This window comes from Flavobacterium oncorhynchi, assembly GCF_002217355.1.
GTDB lineage: Bacteria > Bacteroidota > Bacteroidia > Flavobacteriales > Flavobacteriaceae > Flavobacterium > Flavobacterium oncorhynchi.
In genome coordinates this window covers 130,829-145,921 of record NZ_MUHA01000013.1, presented here as the reverse complement: position 1 = coordinate 145,921, position 15,093 = coordinate 130,829, and the positions used below count along the sequence as shown (strand labels likewise).

Below are 15,093 nucleotides of genomic sequence, written 5' to 3'. Positions count from 1 at the left end.
TTTATTTTGAGATTAAAGAGTTTCGTTTAACCATTTAAAGAATTCACCTTGCCAAACTTGAGCGTTTTGAGGTTGTAAAACCCAGTGATTTTCTTCAGGGAAATAAACAAATCGGCTTTTAATTCCTCGCAATTGTGCCGCTTGAAAAGCCTCTTGTCCTTGTCCGATTGGCACACGGAAATCTTTCCCGCCTTGGAAAATCAAGATAGGTTTATTCCATTTTTCAACCATAGTGGCAGGGTTAAAAGTCGTATATGCTTTTTGTGCAACAGCATTGTCTTTTTCCCAATAAGCACCGCCAAAATCCCAGTTGTTAAAGAAAACTTCCTCAGTAGTTCCCAACATACTTACCGTATTGAAAACACCATCATGAGCGATGAAAGTTTTAAAACGGTTTTTGTGAATTCCTGCTAAATAAAATACTGAATATCCACCGTAGCTTGCACCAACACATCCTAAACGGCTTTTGTCGACATAGCTTTCTTTGGCAACATCATCAATTGCAGAAAGATAGTCGTCCATAACCTGTCCGCCCCAGTCTTTACTAATCTGCTCGTTCCATTCAACACCATGACCAGGCATTCCGCGACGATTTGGCGCCACAACAACATAACCTTTCGCTGCCATTAATGAGAAATTCCAACGGAAAGAATACGATTGTGTCAATGCACTTTGAGGTCCGCCTTGACAAAATAATAAAGTTGGATATTTTTTTGAAGCATCAAAATTTGGAGGCAAAATTACCCAAACCAACATTTTTTTACCGTCAGTTGTAGTAACATAACGTTTTTCAGTTTTGCTTAAAGTAAGTGTTTTGTAAGTGTCAGTATTTACATTTGAAAGTTGCTTCCAAGTGTTTTTCTTCAAGTTAAAAGAAAAAATCTCTGGTGCGTGATTCATGTCATTTCTAGTTACAATAATATCATCACCAGCAAATCCTACTAAATCATTTACATCAAAATCACCTTTTGTTATTTGGCGAACAGTAATTGCAATTCTTGTTAATCCAGGAAAATTAACGCTGAAAAGTTGTTTTGTACCATCAACAGGCGCAACAAAAAATACATTTTTCCCGTCTTTACTCCAGATAAAATTATCTACAGTTCCATCCCAGTTTGCCGTTAGATTAGTTTTGATTCCTTTAAACTCAACAATAATGTCGTTTTTATCAGCCTCATAACCATCACGTTTCATTTGCAACCAAGTTAAATTTCCTGTTGGAGAAAATTGCGGTGCAGTGTCATAACCTAAGTTGCCTTCAGTTCTGTTAGTTGTTTTTTGAGTTTCTAAATTGTACTCATAAATATCGGTATTCGTAGAAACCGCATAATCAGTTCCTGCTTTTTTCTTGCACACATATAAAATGCTTTTTCCATCAGGAGACCAGATATAATCTTCGTCACCGCCAAAAGGTTTTTGCGGAGAATCAAAAGTTTCCCCTTTCAAAATGTCAATACCTTTAGCGCCGTCTTTGTTTTCCTTATAAAAAACGTGGTTAAATTTACCTACATTCCAAGTATCCCAATGACGATAATCTAAACCATCATAAATTTGTGCGTCAGATTTATCAAGTTTTGGATAAAAATCTTTACCTAAAACCTTGTCAATTTTTACTTCTTCATTGTACACCAAAAATTTTCCGTCAGGCGAAATGTTTTTGTCGGCCAAAATCGCTTTTGTATCCGTAACTTCAGTTGCATTACCACCGCCTACAGGGATAGTGTAAAATTTAGAATGCGATTTGTTTTCTTCTACAGAAGGAGTAGAAACCTTGAAAACAACATTTTTTTCATCTTTCGAAAGACCAAGTGCACTCACTCTTCCTAATTTCCATAACAATTCAGGCGACATTACATTTTGTCCGATAGCGTTTAAACTCATCATTATTAAGGTTGTAAATAATACTTTTTTCATAATAAAAATTCTATTTTTTGTGGGGCTAAAAATACGAATTTAAAATTCCAAAATTTGTTAAAGTTTATCATCCATTGTCACCCTGAGCGAAGCCAAGGGGCTTTTGTGTTAAAAAGAGGCTTTGACTTCGCTCAGCCTGACATTGAGGAAAAATTCAAAACTAATTGAAGAGGTTTCGCCACGAATTCACGAATTTTTTATTCTCAAAGACTAACAAAAAAATAATTCGTGAATTCGTGGCGAATAAAAAAACATTATTTTTATAAAAACTCTGAAGATGGAACTAAGTTATTGGGAATTAAAGAACTGGTTTACAAATATTGATTACACAATTGTAGGCAGCGGAATCGTTGGTCTGCATGCTGCTTTGCGCTTACGCGAAAGATTTCCTGCTTCAAAAATTCTAGTTATAGAAAGAGGAATGCTGCCGCAAGGTGCGAGTACAAAAAATGCGGGTTTTGCTTGTTTTGGAAGTCTTTCGGAAATTATGGATGACTTAAAAACAAATTCAGAAGAAGAGGTTGTGGGTTTGATCGAAAAACGTTGGAAAGGACTGCAATTACTCCGAAAAAGATTAGGAGATTCTGCAATTGATTTTAAACCTCACGGCGGATATGAATTGTTTTTGAAGGAAGATGAAACTGGTTTTAATGAATGTATTTCGAAAATGCCTTTTATTAATGAAATTTTAAAACCCCTTTTTAAAGCAGATGTTTTTTCTAAAGAAACGGATCGATTTGGATTTGAAAATACTCAGGATTATTTGGTGTTTAATCCATTTGAAGCACAGATAGATACTGGAAATATGATGCAGGAATTGTTGAAACAAGCTGTTTCTGCTGGTATTTTAATTTTAAATCAGCAAACAGTAACCTCGTATTTTGATGCAGGAAATTATGTTGAGCTTGTTCTAAATGATTTTAGTTTTAGATCTAGTAAAGTACTTTTTGCTACAAATGGTTTTGCAGGTTCTTTGACAAAAGGAGAAGTAAAGCCAGCGAGAGCACAGGTTTTAATTACTGAACCCATAAAAAATCTGGACATAAAAGGAACGTTTCATTTAGATCGTGGTTATTATTATTTCAGAAATATAGACGATCGCATTTTGTTAGGCGGAGGTCGAAATCTCGATTTTGAAGGTGAAACGACAACGGAATTTGGGCAGACGAAAATTATTCAAAATAAATTGGAGGAGTTGTTGAAAAATGTAATTTTACCGAATCAGGATTTCAAGATTGCACACCGTTGGAGTGGGATTATGGGAGTCGGAAATAGTAAAAGTTCTGTTGTTGCTCAACTTTCTGAAAACGTGTTCTGTGGAGTGCGTTTAGGAGGAATGGGAGTGGCGATAGGCAGTTTAATAGGAACAGAATTAGCAGATTTAATATAATGGCAATCAAAAAAGCAGAACCCAAAAAAACAACCGCAAGCAAACCTAAACCTAAAACAGCTTCTAAGAAGACAAATCGTTCTTTTGGAGAAAAAGTAAAATGGTTTTTTATTAAACTATGTCTGTGGTTTTTTGGAATCTCGATTGCATCGGTTGTGCTTTTTAAATATGTGCCGGTGCCTTTTACACCTTTAATGGTCATTCGAGCAATCGAAAATAAAATGGCAGGAAAAGAAGTTTACTTTGATCACGATTGGGAGCCAATTGAAAAAATTTCAATGAATTTACAAAAAGCGGTTATCGCCAGCGAAGATGGAACTTTTTTAAGCCACAATGGTTTTGATTTTAAGGCACTTCAAAAGGCTTATAAAAGCAATGAACGCGGACGCCGAATTCGAGGGGGAAGTACAATTTCGCAGCAAACTGCAAAAAATGTTTTTTTATGGCAGGGAAAAAGCTACTTCCGTAAAGGACTTGAAGCTTATTTTACTGTTTTAATCGAATTAATTTGGGGCAAAGAGCGTATCATGGAAGTATACTTAAATAGTATCGAAATGGGAGATGGGGTTTATGGTGCTTACGCCGCAACTGAACATTGGTACCGTCGCGATGCTTCAAGTTTAACGCCTATGCAGGCAGCCGGAATTGCCGCAATTTTGCCAAACCCAAGAAAATTTAAGGCTACAGGTTCTTCAAGTTATATAAACCGCAGAAAAGAAAGAATTGTGCGCGAAATGCGTGCCGTTGGAAAAATTAATTATAATGGGAAGTAAAAACATAATTTTTGCATTTCTCATTTTAACGGCAGCTTTGACTTTTGGTCAAGAAAAAAAAACAGAAATTGGTTTCATATCTGATAACGATTTATACACATCATCAAAAAATGATATGTATTATACTAATGGTTTAGAGCTTTTTTATCGATTTCTGTCTAAAAATGACAATGAAAAAATCAACAAAAAAATTACTGAATTTAGAATCGGACAATATATTTATAATCCGAGATTTATAAACAAAGAGGCAGTTAATGTAAATGACCGTCCGTTTACGGCATATCTTTTTGCCGAAGCAGGAAAAAGTTTTTTTTACCAAAGCGAGTCCGTTTTAAAGACTGATTTTCAGCTGGGTTTTATGGGGCCAAATGCTTTAGGCAGAGAAACTCAGGAAGGATTTCATAAAATTATTGGATATAAAAAAGTGTATGGCTGGGAAAATCAGCTTCATAATGCTTTTGCAGTACAGGCTCATGTAATGTATTCAAAGAAACTATTTCCATCAAAACATAATGATTTTGCAGATCTTCATTGGCAGTCCGATGCCAATTTAGGAACTATTTTTACAGGTGTTTCAACAGGTTTTATGACTAGAATTGGTTTTAAAAAACTGCTTCCGCTTTACGATTCAAATATGCATGATGCTTCGGTAAGTGCAAATGCACAGCCCAATATTAGGGAGTTTTATTTTTACGCTATGCCAAGTGTCAATTATCAGTTTTATGATGCCACAATCGAAGGCAGTATGTTTAATGATACAAGTCCTATAACTTTCGATTTGGTACCGCTTCGCTTCAATGCCGAATTTGGGTTGAAATACCGCCATAATAATTTCAATATGTCGTATTCATTTATTTATCGAGGTCGTGAATTAGAAGGCGATGTTAATGATACCAATAGAGGATATTTTTATGGTTCGATTAGAATGGGGTTTTTGTTACGATAGTTTCTGTTCGAAGATGTCGAGACACAAAGTTTTTAAGGTTATAGTTATATTGCGTGTGGGTTATTAGAAAAATTAATCTTATTTGATAGATCATTATAAAATAATTTATTAGCGGCTGTAAATTATTTCTATATTAGCTTTTGTGAAAGTTTGATAAAACACAAAGTGGGGATAGCTTCAGTTGTAATGATTTTTAATTTTTAAAAGACACAGTGAATATAAATAAACTCATATCACATTTTAATCATTATCTTCCTCTTGACAGTACGGAAAAGCAAGAGCTGAGTAATCGTATTGTCGAAAAAAATATCAAACGAAGACAATTTATCCTTCAGGAAAATGATGTTTGTAAACACTACACTTTTGTCATTTCCGGGCTCTTTAAAATGTATGCTGTCGATCAAAGCGGTACAGAACATAACATCCAGTTTGCTTTAGAAAATGAGTGGATTACTAATATTGGTAGTTTTCATTCTGAACAGCCGAGTCGTCTTTACATTGAAGCTATGGAGCCATCGGTTGTACTGCAGATAGAAAAAACAAACCTTTTATATCTCTATACTTATTTTCCAAAATTTGATCGAAATTTCAGAGTTATTATTGAAAACAAATTCATTGAACTTGAAAATAGAGTGCTGCAAAATATTAGTTCTACAGCCGAAGAGCGATATCAAACATTTTTGACCCAGTATCCTAAACTTTCCAACAGGCTTCCTAATACTCAAATAGCTTCGTATCTTGGTATAACACCCGAATTTTTGAGCAAAATCCGTAAAAATGCTTCTAAAAAATAATTTACTCTTAATATAGTTTAAGGGTATTTCTTAAACTTGTTTATAAGTACTACACTTTTGTTTGTTTCAACTTTGTAATGTAATTAAAACATTATAAAATGAAAAAAATAGCGCTGCCAATTTTTTTGCTGTTAATGATGGCAAGTTGGAAAAATCAAGCACAAAATAAATCAGTAACAAACAATTTAAAACAAGTAGAAATGAATACAACAACAGACAAAACAGCTATAGAAAAATTGCTTTTTTCTTATCGAGATGCCTTAAACTCATCAAATGTATCAACCGTTATGTCATTATATACACAAGACGGTGTATTTATGCCCGCAAATGCCCCAACAGCAAAAGGCCAGCAGCAATTGAAAAATTCGTATGAGTTTGTGTTTAAAGCGATACAATTGAATATTGAGTTTTTTATTGAAGAAATAGAGGTAAGCGGAAAAAATGCTTATGCAATAACCAATTCAAAAGGTACAACATTAATTCATGCCAACGGACAAACTGTTCCAGAGGAAAACAGAGAGGTATTTGTGCTGGTAAAAGAAAATGAAAAATGGAAGATTGCCCGTTATATGTTTAATAAATCAAAATAATGAATTGAATTGTCTTAGAATAAATTGCGTACCGCACGAATCTTTTCGTGTGGTACGCAATTTATTTATAACTTCTACTCATTTACAGCACATTAATTTTCATAAAGTAAACCAGAATCTTACCAACATATCACCATACGAAAGGATTCGTGTGGGAGCGGAGTGTTTTTGTTGAAGTAATTTTTTTTGCTCATAAAGATGTAATGCTAAGAAGTTTAAATACCTCGCATAAATGGACAGCGGTCAAAGCGCTGCTTGAATAGGTCTTGAAAAGTACATTTTTAGAGTTCTATCCCTCTTCGCATTTTGTAATGGTCAAGTCCTTCGCCAAAGCCATTTTTAGATACACTTTCGGTTTTAAAACCATATCTGTTAAAACTTTTCTCCATTACTTGTGTTGTATTAATTACAATATCGTAATTCAAATTTTCACTTTCAATGTTTTGCATTAAATGGTTGAAAAACATATCGGCTGTTTTGAAAAACAATCTATGACCAAGTACATAACGTTTAAACATGACCCAGCATATTCCAAAACACTCATCAGAATCTTTTATGTAATAGCCACCGCAGCCAATAATTTTGTCATCTGAGATTAATACTTTAAAGTTTTTATCAGCATAGTTATCTAAAAAATCTAAAAGAGAAGCATGGTCGTTTTTGTCGAAGTACTTTGGGCAATTAGAAAAGAATATATCTGAAATATCTTCTTTGTCAGAAGCATTATAAGGTCTTATATTTATTGACATGATTTTTATTTTGGAACGACCTAAATTAGGTCTTAGCTTTACAAATATGTGATTTATATTTACAAGTCAAAGGATTTTCCTCATTGCATTCTAGTGTTGAGCTTTGATATAACACAAATTATAATCCATATCAGCAAAGAAAATTAATTTTTCTATCTTTCTTTTGATGGACATTTTTTGAAAAAATCTTAATGACGATTATCGCATTGAATATTTATTTCTTCATTTGATTTGTCGATTATAGAAATACTTGGACAGCCAAAAGAAAGATACTCGAAACCAAAAACAACTTCAGGTTTGTTTTTAAAAAGTTTACCAGTCCATTGCTCAATAGAATCTTCTCCATTTTCATAATTTAGCGGAGCAGGTGATGTGCCTTCGCTTTGGCTGAAAAGTTTTTCGATTATAACTTCTTTGGTTTTTGAATCAACGACTAACAAACGTCTGCCATAAATTATTTTATTGCTGTCTAGATATTCTTGTAAAAAATACTCATAGCTGTCAGTTTTGTAAAAATAAGTATTGCCCATTATTGTACTCTTCAGCAAAGCACGGTCGTTATTTTTCAGTGCTTTAGACGGGTAGTCTTTTTTTGCCATTTTTTTCCACGAAATTGGCTTCAAGCGTTCTTTCGAAAACGGATTTTCTTTACCTATATATACCAAAGCATCTCTGTAATACTCGCTGAATCCGTTTAAATGTTTTTTGTTGATTTCGAAACCAATCATATAATCATAATTACGATACGGTCCGGCATCTCCAATAGAATATACATTTAGCATCGCAGCAGTTTTTAGATTTTTTACTAAAAAAGAGACAAGTTTGTTTTTGGCATAATCGTAAACAAACAATGAATCGGTTTCAGAAATATTGGTTTTAGATAAAAATCTTTTTCTGTAGTTTTTGGCAAAGGTGAAATATTGGGCATCGGCATCTGCCATTTTTTCAAGGTTGGGTAAAGTCAGAGTATCTTTTTCGTTGTCAATAGGATAAATATCCGAAAGAGAAACAAAAGCAACATCGCTGCTGTCTTTTTGCATAAGGTTAAATAGATAAATGCTTTCTTTTTTTGAAGTTTCTTCAGTTTGAGGAGTATCGGTTTCAGCTGCCGTCTGTTCTGTTGCTTTAGGAAGTGTACTTGTAGTGTTTTCTTTTTTGTTACAGGCAGATAGTAAAATTAAAAAAGCGCTTGATAAAAAGAACAATCTTGTTGTCATTGTTTAAATATGATTTTGAGTTTCGATGTGTACGAAAGTACTTTATTTTAATTTCAAATAGAAACTTATAACGTAGTCAAATTCTAATTTTTAGGAATAAGTTATATTCTTTTACGTTGATTTATTTATCCCGAATGATCAACATACAAATACCAAACACCGTTTATTTTTCGCATTATTCCTGAAAATTGTCCAGAACTGTTTTTGCCATTCGGAGCTTCGACACTAAATTTTGCGCTTACAAAAGCATCTTTTTTTGAAAGAGGTTCAATAACAAAATCGGTCATGGTCAATTTTCCCATTCTTTCTTTTGGCCAATATTTTTTGAAAAAATCTGTGATATTGTTTTTTCCATATACCACGCCGCCGCTGTAAATCATACGAACTGAATCTACGGGAGCATAAAAGTCAAGGTAAGCTTCGAGATCACCATTATTCCAGCAGGTTTGCTGTGCTTTTAAACGTTCTAGTATCTGTTGTGAAATTTTATCTTGGCAAATGCCTTTAAAAGAAAACATTAGCAAAAATCCGAGAAGTAAAAATTTTAAGTTACGCATATTGATAGTTTTTTAAGTAAAATTGTAAAAACGAGCTAAAAAAAATGTTGGTAGAAGTTTTAAATGTTTATAGTCTTTATTTTTTCATTTGTTATGCTCCTATTTTTTGAGATATAATTTAAGATAAATACCATAACAATTGATAGAACCAAAATAGGAAAAAAGGACAAGGTAAGAGTATACATTAATTCTTCTTTAAAAAGATAAGTACTCCATGAAGATTCACGATCAACAAAAATGCTGTAATTCCAGAAAAACCATGTTGAAATTATAATCAGTAATTGGGCTGTTATTTTTAGGTGTATTTTTTTTATGAATGCAAGGAACATAAAAATAATTATCAGAAAAACGGTTGTAAATACAGATATTAAATAAGCATCATCAAAAAAATGACTGTCTGGATTTCCGTTGGATATTCGTTCAGAAAGACTTTGCATTGACCAATATATTTCTACGAAAGTGAAAACGAAAAGTAAGAACGCAATTGTAATGAGTTTTTTTAAGAATAAAAGCATTTTAGACTTTAAATTTTGATTCATTTTAAAAGATTTGTGTTTTGAAATTTTATAAACATTCACTTTTTTAAGATTCTTGATATACAAAAGTAATCATATCATTTAGTGAGATGTCTTTCAAAAGGTATAATTCTGTCAAAATAAGTTTTTGTAGAATATAATACTTAACTTTTTGATAATACAGTATTTAGTTATAGTTTCTTACTTTTAATTAAAAATTAAAGCTATGGAAATTAATTGGGTTGTAATGGCGGTTGTTGCAGTACTAGTAGTTATTCTAGTTGTACTTACAATCAGAAAAAATCAAAAAGAGAAAAAGAAACTAACAGATTTATTGAATAATGATTTCAAAAAAGCTGTAAAAAATAGAATAGATGCCGATGATTCGGCAAATGAGAAATAAGAAGCGGGTAAAAACAAAAGAGTTCTTGATTATTTAATTCAAGAACTCTTTTTTAGTATTGTACTGTTAGGTTTATTTGTGACCTAAAGAATATCCATTACCAGTTAATTTTTTTATAATGTTCATAGCAGTAACATCTTGGCTCATTTTATAACCAATAAAATTTCCTCCGTTATTAAATTCTACTTTAAAAACTTTACCATCGTAAGTATAAATTTCTTGATTTAAAGCTTTACCATAGCCTTGAACCATTCCAAATTTACCATACCAAGTTCCGATTACTTTGTTATCTAAATTCGTTACTTCGTATTTTTCAACTGCACCGCTGGTAGTTCCATTGTTTGTAATCATTCTGATGTAACCTATTTTTTCTTTTTTACTAAAAACATTTCCGCTATCATCAATTGTTAAGGCCAATGCGTCTGTTATTGCTTTTTCTGCACTTTGTTGTTTACATCCGTATTTTTCGCCTAAACCAGTTGGTTCGCCATTTACAAATGTGTTTACTTGTTCTAATTGAATTCCGTTTTCTGTAATCATACCTTTTGCAAACAAGGTTTGAATAATGCTTCGGTCAACGTTGAAAGGTGAATATTTTGCAAAATCAAGATCGTTTGCTTTCTTTTCTTCATTAGCAATTTCAATATAAGCTTTTCCAGGTGCAGGATTTTCACAGACTCTCATGTATGCTGTAATTGTATTTGTTCCGTCTAGATTTGAAATTTCATATTGACGAAGTACTTTAGCTGACATTTTAGCAATAGGTTTACCATCTAGTAAAACTTCACCTTTTTTAACTTTGAACTCTTGTGCAAAAGAGCTTGCGCCAGCTAGAGTAAGTAATGCGATCAGAATGCTTTTTTTCATGGGGTTTTGTGTTGGTTTAAAGTTGATTGTGTTTAAAATAAATCATAAAAAAAAACTGTATTTCAATTAAGCAATACAGTTTTTGTGGAGAATATCGGATTCGAACCGATCGCCTCTACGCTGCCAGCGTAGCGCTCTAGCCAAATGAGCTAATCCCCCAAAGTCATAGCAAATAAAGTCAATTAATTTTCAATAAACAAATTTAGAATCCTATCTAAGTAAAAATAGTTGTCAAAACCGTAACTTTACATTTAAAATTATTTTTATGAGTTTAGAAACAACAAAAGGATCGCTGTCGACTTCTTTTCAAGATACAATTGCAACCGTGCAGTTTGGGCATCCTGCAAGTAATTCTTTCCCGCGAGAATTATTAAATAAACTTACATTAGAAATTAATTCATTGAGCCGAAACGACGCTGTTTCACTTATTGTTTTGAAAAGTGAAGGCGAAAAAGCTTTTTGTTCCGGCGCTTCGTTTGATGAACTTCTGCAGGTAGAAAATGAAGAACAGGGAACAGAGTTTTTTTCTGGTTTTGCACATTTGTTAAATGCTATGCGCAGTTGCAGCAAGCTCATAATTGGACGAGTTCAAGGAAAAGCAGTTGGCGGAGGAGTAGGAATAATTGCGGCTTGCGACTATGTTTTTGCAACTCCTCAAAGCGATATTAAATTATCTGAACTTGCAATTGGTATTGGTCCGTTTGTAATTGAACCAGCTGTATCTCGTAAAATTGGAAAAACAGCAATGACAGCAATGACATTGGCCGCACACGAATGGAAATCGGCAGATTGGGCCTTTCAAAAAGGGCTATATTCTGTTTTAGTTGATTCAGAAAATCTAGATAAAGAAGTTGAAAATTTTGCTCAAAAATTAAGTTCATACAATCCAGAAGCATTGCACGAAATGAAAAAGATCATTTGGGAAAACACAGAAAACTGGGAATCGCTGCTTTTTGAACGTGCCGCTATTACAGGTAAATTGGTTTTGTCTGATTTTAGCAGAAATGCTTTGATGCAGTTTAAAAAATAGGCATGACATAAGTCATTGATTTTATACAAACAGTAACATAGTTTTGAAAAAGGATTTAAAACCAATTTTTCACTATATAAATTATTGAATATGACTATTATTTCTTTATTCCAAAAGGTCGATGTTGCAGAGAAAATTAAAAACGCTCCAGACAGCGGATATCAAATAGGTGTTATTATAGGATCGTTTATTCCTTTTGTCGTTTTAGTAGGAATTGCCTATTGGATGTATAACCGTGCTAAAAAAAGAGACGAAAACGGTTATTAATTTGTAAATTTGCAAGCTTAAATTAAAAATCGATGAGTAATATTAGAATTACAAAACAATTTAGTTTCGAAACCGGACATGCATTGTACGGTTACGACGGAAAATGCAAGAACGTTCACGGACACAGTTATAAATTATCGGTAACTGTTATTGGTTCGCCAATTACAGATCGATCGAATGTGAAATTCGGAATGGTAATTGACTTTTCTGATTTAAAGAAAATTGTAAAAGAAGAAATCGTCGATCAATTTGACCATGCGACTGTATTCAATCAAACAACGCCGCATATCGAATTAGCAAATGAATTAAAAAACCGCGGACATCACGTAATATTGGTCGATTATCAGCCAACAAGTGAGAATATGGTAGTTGATTTTGCGGATAGAATCATAGCAAGACTGCCAAAAGGAATTTCGCTGTTCTCTCTTAAACTTCAAGAAACAGAATCTTCGTTTGCAGAGTGGTACGCAAGTGATAACATTTAATATTCAAAAAAGAAATTCCAAATTCCAAACTCTTCGACTTCGCTCAGAGAGACAAAAGTCTAAAATTCTAAGAAGTCCAGTAATCTAAAAATCTAAATGAAAAAAGTATATTTTGCTTCAGATCAGCATTTTGGTGCGCCGACTCCTGAATTGAGTCTGCCGCGCGAAAAGAAATTTGTGGCTTGGTTAGATGAGGTTAAAGAAGATGCCGAAGCAATTTTTTTACTGGGTGATTTATTTGATTTTTGGTTTGAATATAAAACAGTTGTGCCAAAAGGTTTTGTTCGAATTTTAGGTAAATTGGCCGAAATTCGCGACAGCGGTATTCCAATCTACTTTTTTGTTGGAAATCATGATCTTTGGATGAATGATTATTTTGAAACCGAATTGAATATTCCGGTTTACCATGATAACAAAGAATTTACTTTTAACGGAAAAACCTTTTTAATTGGTCACGGAGACGGAAAAGGCCCCGGCGATAAAGGTTATAAAAGAATGAAAAAGGTGTTTACAAATCCGTTTTCAAAATGGCTTTTTAGATGGCTTCATCCAGATGTAGGCGTAAGTTTGGCGCAGTATTTATCTGTTAAAAATAAACTGATTTCTGGTGACGAAGATGTAAAGTTTCTTGGTGAAGAAAACGAATGGCTCGTGTTGTACGCCAAACGCAAACTTGAAACCAAACATTATAATTACTTTATTTTTGGACATCGCCATTTACCAATGATTATTCCTGTTGGTGAAGATTCAAATTATGTAAATCTAGGCGATTGGATTGGTTATTTTACCTACGGAGTTTTCGACGGAGAGACTTTTGAACTTAAAAAATTCGAAAAATAATTACCATTTACTTAGCAGGATAGATTCCTATTTTGTGCGTTCTCAAAATATATTCTGAAAGTTGCTTGCTGTTAGAAAGTTGAAATTTAATTGCACCTGATGCTTTTTTCGGCATATGGCATTCCACACAATTAGCAGCTAATAATTTTTCAGGCATAGTTTTTAAAGTAGTTGCATTGTGTTTTAAACCTTGATGACAACTCATACAGATTTTAGAATACGATGCCATATTCTTAGAAGCATTTTCATGCGGATTATGGCAAGTTATACAATCCATTTTATCACTTTTTATAAAACACTTGCTTTGCGCCATTAAACGAAATTGGTTTCCATGAACATCAAATTTCGTTGTATCAGTTACACTTCTTGTCTCTCTATAAAAATCTGAAAGATTATCGCCGGGTTTAAAGTCAAAACGAGATTTCATTTTCATTCCGTCATTTCCGGCGTGGCAAAGCGCACAGGCATCTAACTTTTGTTGTCTGTTAAGCGTTTTAAAACTTGTAATACTATTGGCGACTTTGATGTTAGGGTTTTTTAGATGAAAATCAACATGCTTTTTTGCTGGCCCGTGACAGCGTTCGCAATCAATTCCGTAAACAATTGTTTTTTTATCAATAACATCTTCAACCTCCATCGATAAAAAGTTCTTATCTGTAGAATTCTGATTAACATTTCTGCTGCTGATATTTGAGCTGTGGCAAGAATAACAGTCTTTTACAACCATACGGTCAAAATACGGTTTGTCTGCCGGAAAACCTGGGCTTGTAGCCCAATTGTTTATAGAATTATAGTAAGAAACTGGTAATTCATATGTATTGCGATCTCGCCAGTATACCGAAGTTTGTGCATGTTTAATTCCAAAAACAATCTCGAAACGATGTGCTTCAACCTCTTTTCCATTTTTATATAAAACCTGATACAAGCTGTCGTTGCGTTTTTCCATGACAATTTTGGTGTTTTTGTCATAGATAAAAGTATGATTTGCTTTGTCAAAATCACCTAAAATATTTGCCGAAATTGCTGGAGCAGTTGCTTTAAAGTGAGCGCTTTTTGCTGCCATGTCATATTGAGTTTGATGACATTGAATACAGCTTTCAGAGCCTGCATAATCAGTGCCTCGCGGATCAATATACTCTTCAGAAGCGTCTTTGCAGTTTGTAAAGAAGAGCGCTAGAATAGTAAAGGCAATAAGAATGCTTATTTTTTTCATTGCCGTAAATATACTTTTTTTTGAATAAAATCAAAATATATTTCAATAATGAAAAAATGTTGTTAAAATATTTAGAATGTTTCTTAGTTTAGCCCTGGACCATAAACATATTCGTCTAATTCGATTTTAAACAAAGAACCTTCAACTAAGTCTTTAATAGATTTTAGTTCTGTCATTGAAACCGCTAAATCTATTGATGAACAAGGAGTTTTTAGTAAAAATTTATGACAAGAATATTTTAACTCACAAGCTTCGCAACAAGCATTTTCGATAATGCTGTCTTCAATTAAATCGCAAAACATATTCAATTCTGAAACTGTAAAATAGAAGCCTGTTTCTTTAAAAACCAACTGTACTTTGTCGAGAATTGTCTGGCTGTTTTGTTTCCAGTAAAAGGCTATGCCGAAGCTGTTGTGATATATTTGTTGTATTTCTCTCATTGTAAATCCTTTTATTCCAGCAAATATAAATATTATTTATATTAATTCTAAATAAAAAAATCATAAAAATTTGAAAAATGTTTTATCATATAAGTAATATAAA

The 15,093-nt window shown here is 33.1% G+C and carries 18 protein-coding genes and 1 tRNA gene; 10 read left to right on the top strand and 9 right to left on the bottom strand.

The features are described from left to right. Window positions 1-12: 12 nt before the first annotated feature. Complete coding sequence (locus B0A75_RS11170) at window positions 13-1,914, bottom strand: S9 family peptidase (RefSeq protein WP_089054353.1); 1,902 nt, start codon at window positions 1,912-1,914, stop codon at window positions 13-15. Window positions 1,915-2,191: 277 nt separating this feature from the next. Here B0A75_RS11170 and B0A75_RS11165 point away from each other — a divergent pair, with 277 nt between their 5' ends. The 5 genes from B0A75_RS11165 to B0A75_RS11145 all read left to right on the top strand — a co-directional run bounded on the left by B0A75_RS11165 (window position 2,192) and on the right by B0A75_RS11145 (window position 6,407). After that, window positions 2,192-3,304 carry an NAD(P)/FAD-dependent oxidoreductase gene (locus B0A75_RS11165; protein WP_089054352.1) on the top strand — a complete coding sequence of 371 codons (1,113 nt, stop codon included), beginning with the start codon at window positions 2,192-2,194 and terminating at the stop codon, window positions 3,302-3,304. Then, window positions 3,304-4,077, top strand: coding sequence for a monofunctional biosynthetic peptidoglycan transglycosylase (gene mtgA / locus B0A75_RS11160; RefSeq protein WP_089054351.1), 774 nt, complete (start codon window positions 3,304-3,306; stop codon window positions 4,075-4,077). The genes B0A75_RS11165 and mtgA overlap by 1 nt, the downstream gene beginning before the upstream one ends. After that, complete coding sequence (locus B0A75_RS11155; RefSeq protein ID WP_089054376.1) at window positions 4,067-5,023, top strand: lipid A deacylase LpxR family protein; 957 nt, start codon at window positions 4,067-4,069, stop codon at window positions 5,021-5,023. Before mtgA ends, B0A75_RS11155 begins: the two co-directional genes overlap by 11 nt. 212 nt (window positions 5,024-5,235) lie before the next feature. Beyond that, window positions 5,236-5,817 (top strand): Crp/Fnr family transcriptional regulator, encoded by a 582-nt coding sequence (locus B0A75_RS11150; RefSeq protein WP_089054350.1) that lies wholly within the window; start codon window positions 5,236-5,238, stop codon window positions 5,815-5,817. A 98-nt stretch (window positions 5,818-5,915) separates the two neighbouring features. After that, window positions 5,916-6,407 (top strand): YybH family protein, encoded by a 492-nt coding sequence (locus B0A75_RS11145; protein WP_089054349.1) that lies wholly within the window; start codon window positions 5,916-5,918, stop codon window positions 6,405-6,407. Window positions 6,408-6,688: 281 nt separating this feature from the next. Here B0A75_RS11145 and B0A75_RS11140 read toward each other — a convergent pair whose 3' ends face one another. From B0A75_RS11140 to B0A75_RS11125, 4 genes are all read right to left on the bottom strand, one after another. Beyond that, on the bottom strand, window positions 6,689-7,156 hold the full coding sequence (locus B0A75_RS11140; RefSeq protein ID WP_089054348.1) for an N-acetyltransferase: 468 nt from the start codon (window positions 7,154-7,156) through the stop codon (window positions 6,689-6,691). 188 nt (window positions 7,157-7,344) lie between these two features. Then, window positions 7,345-8,373, bottom strand: coding sequence for an oxidoreductase (locus tag B0A75_RS11135; protein WP_089054347.1), 1,029 nt, complete (start codon window positions 8,371-8,373; stop codon window positions 7,345-7,347). A gap of 125 nt (window positions 8,374-8,498) precedes the next feature. Next, window positions 8,499-8,930 (bottom strand): YybH family protein, encoded by a 432-nt coding sequence (locus tag B0A75_RS11130; RefSeq protein WP_089054346.1) that lies wholly within the window; start codon window positions 8,928-8,930, stop codon window positions 8,499-8,501. A gap of 59 nt (window positions 8,931-8,989) precedes the next feature. After that, entirely contained in the window at window positions 8,990-9,469 is a 480-nt protein-coding gene (locus B0A75_RS11125; protein WP_089054375.1) for a hypothetical protein, read from the bottom strand. A gap of 202 nt (window positions 9,470-9,671) precedes the next feature. On the opposite strand from B0A75_RS11125, the gene B0A75_RS20520 reads away from it, so the two are divergent. Further along, the gene (locus B0A75_RS20520) at window positions 9,672-9,848 is read left to right on the top strand and encodes a hypothetical protein (RefSeq protein ID WP_165765118.1); all 177 of its coding nucleotides are present in this window, start codon (window positions 9,672-9,674) and stop codon (window positions 9,846-9,848) included. Between the two features lie 72 nt (window positions 9,849-9,920). Here the strand turns inward: B0A75_RS20520 and B0A75_RS11120 are convergent, their stop codons facing one another. Together B0A75_RS11120 and B0A75_RS11115 are read right to left on the bottom strand one after the other, a co-directional pair. After that, window positions 9,921-10,715, bottom strand: a complete 795-nt coding sequence (locus B0A75_RS11120; protein ID WP_089054345.1) for a hypothetical protein — start codon at window positions 10,713-10,715, stop codon at window positions 9,921-9,923. An 85-nt stretch (window positions 10,716-10,800) separates the two neighbouring features. After that, window positions 10,801-10,874: transfer RNA gene (locus B0A75_RS11115), tRNA-Ala, on the bottom strand. Between the two features lie 106 nt (window positions 10,875-10,980). Here B0A75_RS11115 and B0A75_RS11110 point away from each other — a divergent pair. The 4 genes from B0A75_RS11110 (at window position 10,981) to B0A75_RS11100 (ending at window position 13,337) form a co-directional block, all read left to right on the top strand. Further along, window positions 10,981-11,745, top strand: a complete 765-nt coding sequence (locus tag B0A75_RS11110; RefSeq protein ID WP_089054344.1) for an enoyl-CoA hydratase/isomerase family protein — start codon at window positions 10,981-10,983, stop codon at window positions 11,743-11,745. A gap of 90 nt (window positions 11,746-11,835) precedes the next feature. Next, the gene (locus tag B0A75_RS20515; protein WP_165765117.1) at window positions 11,836-12,012 is read left to right on the top strand and encodes a hypothetical protein; all 177 of its coding nucleotides are present in this window, start codon (window positions 11,836-11,838) and stop codon (window positions 12,010-12,012) included. 32 nt (window positions 12,013-12,044) lie between these two features. Next, window positions 12,045-12,497, top strand: coding sequence for a 6-pyruvoyl trahydropterin synthase family protein (locus B0A75_RS11105; protein ID WP_089054343.1), 453 nt, complete (start codon window positions 12,045-12,047; stop codon window positions 12,495-12,497). A 96-nt stretch (window positions 12,498-12,593) separates the two neighbouring features. After that, entirely contained in the window at window positions 12,594-13,337 is a 744-nt protein-coding gene (locus B0A75_RS11100) for a UDP-2,3-diacylglucosamine diphosphatase (RefSeq protein WP_089054342.1), read from the top strand. A gap of 7 nt (window positions 13,338-13,344) precedes the next feature. Here the strand turns inward: B0A75_RS11100 and B0A75_RS11095 are convergent, their stop codons facing one another. Together B0A75_RS11095 and B0A75_RS11090 are read right to left on the bottom strand one after the other, a co-directional pair. Continuing rightward, window positions 13,345-14,550 carry a cytochrome c3 family protein gene (locus tag B0A75_RS11095; protein ID WP_089054341.1) on the bottom strand — a complete coding sequence of 402 codons (1,206 nt, stop codon included), beginning with the start codon at window positions 14,548-14,550 and terminating at the stop codon, window positions 13,345-13,347. A gap of 83 nt (window positions 14,551-14,633) precedes the next feature. Then, a complete protein-coding gene (locus tag B0A75_RS11090) occupies window positions 14,634-14,990 on the bottom strand; it encodes a hypothetical protein (protein WP_089054340.1) in 357 nt (118 codons plus the stop codon). Window positions 14,991-15,093: the final 103 nt, after the last annotated feature.